Below are 8,475 nucleotides of genomic sequence, written 5' to 3' on the forward strand. Positions count from 1 at the left end.
TGGCGGAGACGAAGGGATTCGAACCCTCGAGACGGTTTCCCGCCTACTCCCTTAGCAGGGGAGCGCCTTCGACCACTCGGCCACGTCTCCGCTGACCCGTCTAATCAAAGCCGCTTTGGGGGGCAAGGGCTGAATTCCCTCGACGGGAGTCACACTGCCTGCAGCGCAATCTGGTCAGGTGTTGAACAGGAAGTGCAGCACATCACCGTCCTTGACGACATAGCCCTTCCCCTCGGCGCGCATCTTGCCGGCTTCCTTGGCGGCCTGCTCACCGCCCAGCGCGACGAAGTCGTCATGAGATATGGTTTCGGCGCGAATGAATCCCTTTTCGAAGTCGCCATGGATAACACCGGCGGCCTGCGGGGCGCGCGTGCCGGCAGGAACCGTCCAGGCGCGGGCCTCCTTGGGGCCGACCGTGAAATAGGTTTCCAACTGCAACAAGGCATAGCCCGCCTTGATCAAGCGATCCAGTCCCGCCTCTTCCAAGCCCATCTCACCGAGAAACATCTCAGCTTCCTCGGCATCGAGCTGGCTGATCTCCTCCTCGATCCGGGCCGAAATGATGACATGGGAATTGCCCTGGGCGGCAGCCATATCCGCAACGGCGGTCGCGTGGGCGTTGCCTGTCGCCGCCTCGGCCTCACCGACGTTGCAAACGAACAGCACCGGCTTGGTGGTCAGCAATTGCAGACCTTTCCAGGCCTTGGCGTCTTCCGCGTCGACCTCGACCACGCGGGCCGGCTGGCCGTTTTCCAGGACCTCTTGCGCCGCGGCCAGCAGACGATCCTGCTGCTGCGCGTCCTTGTCGTTGCCCTTGAGCTTGCGAACCAGGCCGGCGCGGCGCTTCTCGATGCTTTCAAGATCGGACAGCATCAGCTCGGTCTCGATCACCTCGGCATCGGCGACAGGATCGACACGGCCGTCGACATGGGTGACATCGCCATCCTCGAAACAGCGCAGGACATGGGCGATGGCGTCGACCTCGCGGATATTGGCCAGGAACTGGTTGCCCAGCCCCTCGCCCTTGCTTGCGCCTTTGACCAGGCCGGCGATATCGACGAAGGTCATGCGCGTCGGGATGACCTGTTTCGACTTGGCGATCCCGGCCAACCTGTCCAATCGCGCGTCCGGCACGTTGACCTCGCCGACGTTGGGGTCGATCGTGCAAAAGGGAAAATTGGCGGCCTGTGCAGCGGCTGTCCGCGTCAGCGCGTTGAACAGCGTCGACTTGCCCACGTTCGGCAGGCCGACGATACCCATCTTGAACCCCATGTCGCGCTCCTTCGCTTGGCGTTTCGCGCCTCATAGGGCCTGGGGCGCGGGCCTGCAAGACCGGCACCGGGTGCGGCGCGCTTGATCTCGCCCCCGAATTGCAGCACATCGGGGCGACGCAGTGGAAAGGACCGCCCATGACCCGCATAGACGCCAAATTCGCGGACCTGCGCGCCGCCGGCCGCAAGGCCTTCGTCGCCTATGTCATGGCGGGCGACCCGGACTACGAGACCTCTCTGGAGATCGTGAAGGGCCTGCCGGGTGCCGGGGTCGACATCATCGAGCTGGGCCAGCCTTTTACCGACCCCATGGCCGACGGACCGACGATCCAGCTGGCCGGGCAGCGTGCGCTCTCGGGCGGGCAGACCCTGGACAAGACGCTGCAGATCGCGCGCGAATTGCGCAAGTCGGACGATACGACGCCAATCGTGCTGATGGGCTATTACAACCCGATCTATTCGCGCGGCGTCGCCCGGTTCCTGGAAGAGGCAAACGAAGCGGGGATCGACGGCTTGATCGTCGTTGACCTGCCGCCGGAGGAAGACGACGAACTGTGCATTCCTGCGCAGGAGGCCGGGCTGAACTTCATTCGGCTGGCCACGCCCACCACGGATGACCAGCGCCTGCCCAAGGTGCTCACCAACACCTCCGGATTCGTCTACTACGTTTCGATCACCGGCATCACCGGTGCCGCGAATGCCGAAGCGGGCGACGTCGGCCCCGAAGTGGCCCGGATCAAGGCCCGAACGGATCTGCCCGTCATCGTCGGGTTCGGGATCAAGACACCGGACAGGTCCAGGGCCATTGCCGAGGTGGCCGATGGCGCGGTCGTGGGCTCGGCCATCGTGGACCGCATCGCCAAGGGGGACAGCGTCGCTGACGTCCTGGCCTTCGTGAAGACCCTTGCCGACGGGGCCCATTCGGCCTGACCCCCGCGATCGTTGTATCCAGAGCCCGGCGGCATGGGCCGCGGGGTCGGGCACGCTTTGTCGTTGCGATGAGCCGGTCAAATTGGTAATGGAACATTACCAATACAGATAAAAAGCACTGCCATGCCCGTGATTACCTGCATCGAGGACCTCAAGCGTCTTCACAAGCGCCGCACGCCCAAGATGTTCTATGACTACGCGGAGTCGGGCAGTTGGACGGAACGCACCTTTCGCGAGAACACCAGTGATTTCGACAGAATCTACCTGCGCCAGCGCGTCGCCAAGGACATGACCGGCCGCAGCACGGCCAGCCGGATGATCGGACAGGACGTTTCCATGCCCGTCGCCCTGGCCCCCGTTGGCCTTGCCGGAATGCAATCGGCCGATGGCGAGATCAAGGCCGCCCGCGCGGCCGAAGAGTTCGGCGTGCCCTTCACGCTGTCCACACTGTCGATCTGCTCGATCGAGGATGTGGCCGAGAACACCGAAAAACCGTTCTGGATGCAGGTCTACACCCTTAAGGACGACGACTTCATGCAGCGCCTCTTCGATCGCGCGAAAGCGGCCAAGTGCTCGGCCGCTGTCATCACGGTCGATCTGCAACTTCTGGGCCAGCGCCACAAGGATCTCAAGAACGGGCTGTCCGCCCCGCCCAAACTGACAGCCAAATCCGTGGCCGACATGATGACCAAGCTGCGCTGGGGGCTGGGCATGTTGGGCACGAAGCGGCGGTTCTTCGGCAATGTCGTGGGCCATGCGAAGGGGGTAACGGACGGATCGTCGCTGGCAACCTGGACGGCGGAGGCTTTTGATCAGGCGCTGGACTGGGACCGCATCCGGCAGTTTCGCAAGATGTGGGACGGCCCCCTTATCATCAAGGGCATCATGGACCCGCGCGACGCTCTGGAGGCACTGAACGTCGGCGCCGACGCGATCATCGTGTCCAACCATGGCGGGCGGCAGCTGGACGGGGCGCTGAGTTCCATTCGTGCTCTTCCGGCGATCCTGGATGCCGTGGGCGACAGGATCGAGGTGCATCTCGACAGCGGCATCCGATCGGGGCAGGACGTGCTCAAGGCACTGGCCATGGGGGCCAAGGGCACCTATATCGGCCGCGCCTACACCTATGGCCTCGGGGCAATGGGCGAGACCGGCGTGACCAAGGCACTGGAAGTCCTTCACAAGGAACTGGACATCTCGATGGGCCTGTGCGGCCGACGCGAAGTCACCACGCTGGACCGCGATATCCTGATGGTGCCCCATGATTTCCAGGGCAACTGGCAGTGATCACGCCCCGCGGGGTGCCCTGCGTGCCTGGAGCCCCCGGATCATGAGTGCCAGCGGCACCGCCATCAGCAGCGTTCCGGCGACCCCGGCATAGGATACGCGCAGCCCCCAGAGCTCGCTCGACCAGCCCATGAGGACAGGTGCGAAGAAGAACGACGAAAACCCCACGATCGACACGCGCGAAATGGCCCGGGACCTTTGACGAGAGGTTACCAGCTTGCCCACCAAGCCCAGCGCCAGCGGCCCGATCACCGATACGCCAAGGCCCAGGACCCCGAAGCCAAGGTAAGCCACGACCGGGGTCGGCGCCATGGCGGCAATCACCGCGCCCACGGCCGAGACGCAGGCCGCCACCATCACGACATTCGTTTCGCGGAACTTCTGCGACACCGCCTGTCCGGCAAAGCGGCCGAAGGCCATCGTCAGGCCCAGGGTGGCAGGGCCCATGGCGCCCTCTGCGGCTCCGCCCTGAAGGGTGCGCTCGATATGCAAGGCAGACCAGGCCTCGACCGTGGCCTCGGCCCCGAAGGCCACCAGAACCACGAGCCCGCAGAGCATCACCGGGGCGAACGGCGACTGCGTGCCAACCGGGTCGTCGCCTTCCTCGGCGGCGGGCTGCATCCGCAGCCCCAGCACCACCAACACCATGATCGCCGCGATACCGGCAAAGATCATCAACGCGGGCAGGCCCGCCTCGCGCCCCAGTCCTGCCAGCACGGCCCCAACCGCATAGCCGACCGAGAACAGAGCGTGATTGGCGTTCATCAGGGGCCGGCCCGTGGCCGCCTCCAGGTCGCTGACGCGGGTGTTCATCAGCACGTCCAGCAGACCGGCCGAGAACCCCAGCAGAACCATGACCAGGAAGAAGCCCCAGGGCACCGAGATGATCCCGGGCAGAAGCATGGCCAGCGCCACCAGCAAGGCCGCGGTCTGCATGCTGTGCGCGCCCAATCGGGCATCGACGCGCGGCGCGATCAGCATGGCCGTGACCAAGCCGATGGAGGACCCCAGAAGCAACGTTCCGAAAACCCCGTCCGACGCCCCGAGACCGGCCTTGAGCGATGGGACCTGCGCGGCAAAACTTCCCCAGAAGAGGCCAAGCGCCAGGAAGGCGGAGCCGGGGATCCGGGACAATTTGATAGCGCTCACAATCGACATGACGGGGATTGACCACAGACAGGTCACGACGGCAAGACCCACAACGTCCGGAACCGGGGGCACGATTTCCACCCGTTGCAGGCAAGGTCCCCCTTTTCAACACCCTCAAACCATCCTATACGCGCGATTTCATCGGGTCCTCCTGCCAACACGGGGGCCCTCTCATGGCAAAGTGGGCCCCGAACAGATCTCGGGGTGCGCGAATTGAAAGGACAGACCTATGGCTGGTGAGATTCCCGATCTTGTCGCACATGAACGCAAAGGCACGGGCAAGGGCGCGGCCCGTCAAGCCCGGCGCGACCACATGGTGCCCGGCATCGTCTACGGAGGCGAGGCCGATCCGCTGCCCATCAACATCCCCTTCAACGCCTTGATCAAGCGGCTGCGGGACGGGCGCTTTCTCTCGACGCTCTTCAACCTGAAGGTCGAGGGTCAAGAGGATGTGCGCGTGATCTGCCGCAACGTCCAGCGCGACGTGGTCAAGGACCTGCCGACGCACCTTGACCTGCTGCGCCTGAAGCGCAGCACCAAGATCAACCTGTTCATCCCGGTCGAATTCGAGGGCGAGGACGAGTGCCCCGGCCTCACGAAGGGGGGCATCCTGACCGTTGTCCGCCCCGAGGTCGAGCTGATCGTCACCGCCGGCGACATCCCCGAGAAGTTGACCGCGTCGCTCGAAGGGCTGGAGATCGGCGACACGATCACGATCTCTTCGATTGATCTGCCGGCGGGGTCCAAGCCAACCATCGACCGCGACTTCGTCATCGCCAACGTGCAAGCTCCGTCGAGCCTGGCCGCCGCAGAGGACGAAGAAGAAGGTGAGGCCGCAGCTGACGAAGTGCCCGCCACCGAGCAGGATACCGACGAAGGCTGATCCCTCGCGCTATGAGACTGCGAAAGGCGCCCACCAAGGGCGCCTTTTTCTTTGTACATGGCAAATCCAGCGCGGGCGCCACAGTAGCGGGACACCCGACGTTCGCGCGGGACTCCATTCGGACTGGCCCCGACCCCGTTCCAAAGGCTATACAGCGGCCATGAAACTCCTTGTCGGACTCGGAAATCCCGGCGCGAAATACGCGCGCAACCGTCACAACATCGGCTTCATGGCCGTGGACCGGATCGCCGAGGATCAAGGATTCGCGCCATGGCGGTCGAAATTCCAGGCAGAGCTGACCGAGGGGCGGCTGGGAACAGAAAAGGTCATCCTGCTCAAGCCGCAGACCTTCATGAACCTGTCCGGCCAGTCCGTCGGTGAAGCGATGCGGTTCTACAAGTTGGACAGCACCGACGTAATCGTCTTTCACGATGAGATTGACCTGGCACCGGGCAAGGTGCGCCTGAAATCCGGCGGCGGACACGCCGGCCACAACGGGCTGCGGTCGATCCACCAGCACATCGGGCCGCATTACGACCGGGTGCGACTTGGCGTCGGCCACCCCGGCGACAAGAACAAGGTATCCGGCTACGTGCTTTCGGACTTCGCCAAGGCCGACCACGACTGGCTGGACGACGAGATGCGCGGCATTTCGGACGGCGCGGCCCAGCTTGCACAGGACGAGGGGCCGAAATTCCTCAATGCCGTCGCCGCGCGTGTGGCACCGGCCCGGCCTTCGACACCGGCGCCGAAACCCGTGGCCAAGCCTGCGCCCGAGCCAGAGCCCGAAGATGACCGCAGCCCGCTTCAGAGACTCGCGGATCGCTTCAAGTGACCACCGCCTGGCAGCGACGTTCGAGGATCAGGCCGGGCGATACCACGCCGGACCCGGGCCGGATCGAATTTCACCGGCTTTGGTTCCATGTCCGCGGCTGATGCTTGCCCGACGCATGGGCGCGTGACACCCTTCGAGCCATGAGACCATTCCGGCGCGTTCTGATTGTCTTTGTCGCTCTGCTGGCGCTGCTCGCGCTGTGGCAGCGTGACCGTATCGCGCGGCTTTCAACGGTCATAACCCTGTTCGATGCGGGCCGGATCGTGGGTAATTTCACCAGCATGGGCACGGTCTTCGAGACGGCCCCCATGCCGCTGGCGGACGTGCGGCCCAACCAGCTTGCCCAAGGGGCGTCCATGACCATGCCTTCTGGCTATCGCGCCTGGTCCGAGGCGCGGGCTGTCACAGGCATCGTGGTGCTCAAGGACGGTGTGATCCGGCACGAAGCCTACCCGCTGTCCGCCCCGGGGCGCACCGACGATCCGGCCCAGCGCACCCGGATCAGTTGGTCGGTCGCCAAGAGTTTCCTGTCAGTGCTGTTCGGCATTGTCCACGAAGAGGGGGCCATAGACAGCCTTGACGACCCGATCACAAAGTACGCGCCTCGCCTGGTGGGCACCGCCTATGACGGCGCCAGAATCGGCGATGTGCTGCAAATGTCCTCGGGCGTGGTATTCGACGAAGACTACCTGGATTTCTGGAGCGATATAAACAAGATGGGCCGCGTCCTGGCCATGGGTCGCTCAATGGACCGCTTTGCCAGGGGGCTGGACGAGACATTTGCCCAGCCCGGCACCGGCTGGCAGTATGTCTCAATCGATACGCATGTGATCGGCATGGTGATCCGGGGAGCAACCGGGCGGCCCATTCCCGAGCTGCTCAACGAAAAGGTGCTGCACCCGCTGCGCCTGACGGTCGAACCCCATTACGTCACCGACGGACATGGGGTCGCCTTCGTGCTGGGCGGGCTGAACTTGACCACGCGTGACTACGCGCTGTTCGGGCACATGGTGGCCAATGGCGGGATCGCCTTCGGTCAACGGATCGTATCAAAGGACTGGATCACCGAAAGCACCCGCGCCTCGGCCCCGACCGATCCGGGTGAAATCGGCTATGGGTACCAATGGTGGATTCCTGTGGGGGCAGAACCGGGGCAATTCATGGGGCGTGGCATCTATGGCCAATACCTCTATATCGATACACCAAGGGGCGTGGTCATCGCCGTGAACGGGGCCGACCGCGCGTTTCGAGAAGATGGTGTGAACGAGCGGAACGTGGCAATGTTCCGCCAGATTGCAGAGGCACTCGACTGATGCAGAAAGACACTTCCGTTAATGTTCTGGGCGAGGCGCTCACCCAGTGCTCGATAGACCCCGTGACCGGCTTCTTTCGGGACGGGGCCTGCAATACCTGTGCCGAGGATCGGGGCAGTCATACCGTTTGCGCAGTCTTGACCGCCGAATTCCTGGCCTACTCGAAATATGTCGGAAACGATCTGAGCAGCCCGCGCCCGGAATTCGGCTTTGCCGGGCTCAAACCAGGCGATCAGTGGTGCCTCTGTGCCAGCCGTTTTCTACAGGCCCATGACGAAGGCTGCGCACCCAAGGTCAGCTTGGCGGCGACGCATCAACGGGCGCTCGAGATCGTTCCGCTGGAGGTTCTTCGGCAATACGCGATGGACGCGGGCTGACCGCACCATCCATCAGATCCTCGATGAACAGGCTCAGAAGCTGTGGCCGTCCGCTCACCCCGGCCTTGCGATAGATGGCGTTTGTCTGCGCCTTGACGGTTCCTTCCGAGGTTTGTCTGAGGGCGGCGATTTCGGCCGTTGACATGCCCTTGATGGAAAACAGCGCCACGTCCATCTCGGCCGGGGTCAGGCTCCAATCCTCGAACCTGTCCTGCATCAATTCGAGGAAGGCCCCGGATGCCGCCCGCAATTTCTGCTCTACCTGGGCAGTGCGCCGATGCGCCCGACGCAAGGCCACGCCCGCCATGGCGATGCCCAGAACGAGGCCGACGGCCGCCCCGATCTGGATCAGTTCGTAAGTCTGCCAACCGATGGGTGGCAGACCGAGCAGGGATTCGAGGATCGTCCATACAAAAAACGCCGCACAGAA

General features: G+C 63.9%; 9 protein-coding genes and 1 tRNA gene. 6 read left to right on the forward strand and 4 right to left on the reverse strand.

Annotated features, from left to right (window positions below):
* Both VJ897_RS14005 and ychF read right to left on the reverse strand, forming a co-directional pair.
* Positions 1-90 (reverse strand) — tRNA-Ser (locus tag VJ897_RS14005).
* A gap of 84 nt (positions 91-174) precedes the next feature.
* Complete coding sequence (ychF, locus tag VJ897_RS14010; RefSeq protein WP_324056326.1) at positions 175-1,272, reverse strand: redox-regulated ATPase YchF; 1,098 nt, start codon at positions 1,270-1,272, stop codon at positions 175-177.
* Between the two features lie 137 nt (positions 1,273-1,409).
* Between ychF and trpA the strand changes: the two genes are divergently transcribed.
* The gene (gene trpA, locus VJ897_RS14015; protein ID WP_324056328.1) at positions 1,410-2,201 is read left to right on the forward strand and encodes a tryptophan synthase subunit alpha; all 792 of its coding nucleotides are present in this window, start codon (positions 1,410-1,412) and stop codon (positions 2,199-2,201) included.
* A 123-nt stretch (positions 2,202-2,324) separates the two neighbouring features.
* Positions 2,325-3,488, forward strand: a complete 1,164-nt coding sequence (locus tag VJ897_RS14020) for an alpha-hydroxy acid oxidase (RefSeq protein ID WP_324056330.1) — start codon at positions 2,325-2,327, stop codon at positions 3,486-3,488.
* Here the strand turns inward: VJ897_RS14020 and VJ897_RS14025 are convergent, their stop codons facing one another.
* Positions 3,489-4,646: an MFS transporter gene (locus VJ897_RS14025; RefSeq protein ID WP_324056331.1), complete on the reverse strand. Its 1,158-nt coding sequence runs from the start codon at positions 4,644-4,646 to the stop codon at positions 3,489-3,491.
* Positions 4,647-4,866: 220 nt separating this feature from the next.
* Here VJ897_RS14025 and VJ897_RS14030 point away from each other — a divergent pair, with 220 nt between their 5' ends.
* From VJ897_RS14030 to VJ897_RS14045, 4 genes are all read left to right on the forward strand, one after another.
* The gene (locus tag VJ897_RS14030) at positions 4,867-5,520 is read left to right on the forward strand and encodes a 50S ribosomal protein L25/general stress protein Ctc (protein WP_324056332.1); all 654 of its coding nucleotides are present in this window, start codon (positions 4,867-4,869) and stop codon (positions 5,518-5,520) included.
* 160 nt (positions 5,521-5,680) lie between these two features.
* Positions 5,681-6,355 (forward strand): aminoacyl-tRNA hydrolase, encoded by a 675-nt coding sequence (gene pth / locus VJ897_RS14035; RefSeq protein WP_324056333.1) that lies wholly within the window; start codon positions 5,681-5,683, stop codon positions 6,353-6,355.
* Positions 6,356-6,495: 140 nt separating this feature from the next.
* On the forward strand, positions 6,496-7,668 hold the full coding sequence (locus VJ897_RS14040; RefSeq protein ID WP_324056334.1) for a serine hydrolase domain-containing protein: 1,173 nt from the start codon (positions 6,496-6,498) through the stop codon (positions 7,666-7,668).
* A complete protein-coding gene (locus VJ897_RS14045) occupies positions 7,668-8,045 on the forward strand; it encodes a DUF2237 family protein (protein WP_324056335.1) in 378 nt (125 codons plus the stop codon). The genes VJ897_RS14040 and VJ897_RS14045 overlap by 1 nt, the downstream gene beginning before the upstream one ends.
* Here the strand turns inward: VJ897_RS14045 and VJ897_RS14050 are convergent.
* The coding region (locus tag VJ897_RS14050; RefSeq protein WP_324056336.1) for a helix-turn-helix transcriptional regulator at positions 7,963-8,475 on the reverse strand (513 nt) is incomplete at its 5' end. The two genes, VJ897_RS14045 and VJ897_RS14050, sit on opposite strands and share 83 nt — an antisense overlap.

The sequence above is a fragment of the Salibaculum sp. genome, assembly GCF_035270045.1.
Taxonomy (GTDB): Bacteria; Pseudomonadota; Alphaproteobacteria; order Rhodobacterales; family Rhodobacteraceae; genus Salibaculum.

Excerpts from the sequence above, each read along its gene's own strand:
- pth (WP_324056333.1), top strand. The coding sequence starts at position 5,681 with ATGAAACTCCTTGTCGGACTCGGAAATCCCGGCGCGAAATACGCGCGC.
- VJ897_RS14045 (WP_324056335.1), top strand. The coding sequence starts at position 7,668 with ATGCAGAAAGACACTTCCGTTAATGTTCTGGGCGAGGCGCTCACCCAG.
- trpA (WP_324056328.1), top strand. The coding sequence starts at position 1,410 with ATGACCCGCATAGACGCCAAATTCGCGGACCTGCGCGCCGCCGGCCGC.
- VJ897_RS14040 (WP_324056334.1), top strand. The coding sequence starts at position 6,496 with ATGAGACCATTCCGGCGCGTTCTGATTGTCTTTGTCGCTCTGCTGGCG.
- ychF (WP_324056326.1), bottom strand. The coding sequence starts at position 1,272 with ATGGGGTTCAAGATGGGTATCGTCGGCCTGCCGAACGTGGGCAAGTCG.
- VJ897_RS14030 (WP_324056332.1), top strand. The coding sequence starts at position 4,867 with ATGGCTGGTGAGATTCCCGATCTTGTCGCACATGAACGCAAAGGCACG.
- VJ897_RS14025 (WP_324056331.1), bottom strand. The coding sequence starts at position 4,646 with ATGTCGATTGTGAGCGCTATCAAATTGTCCCGGATCCCCGGCTCCGCC.
- VJ897_RS14020 (WP_324056330.1), top strand. The coding sequence starts at position 2,325 with ATGCCCGTGATTACCTGCATCGAGGACCTCAAGCGTCTTCACAAGCGC.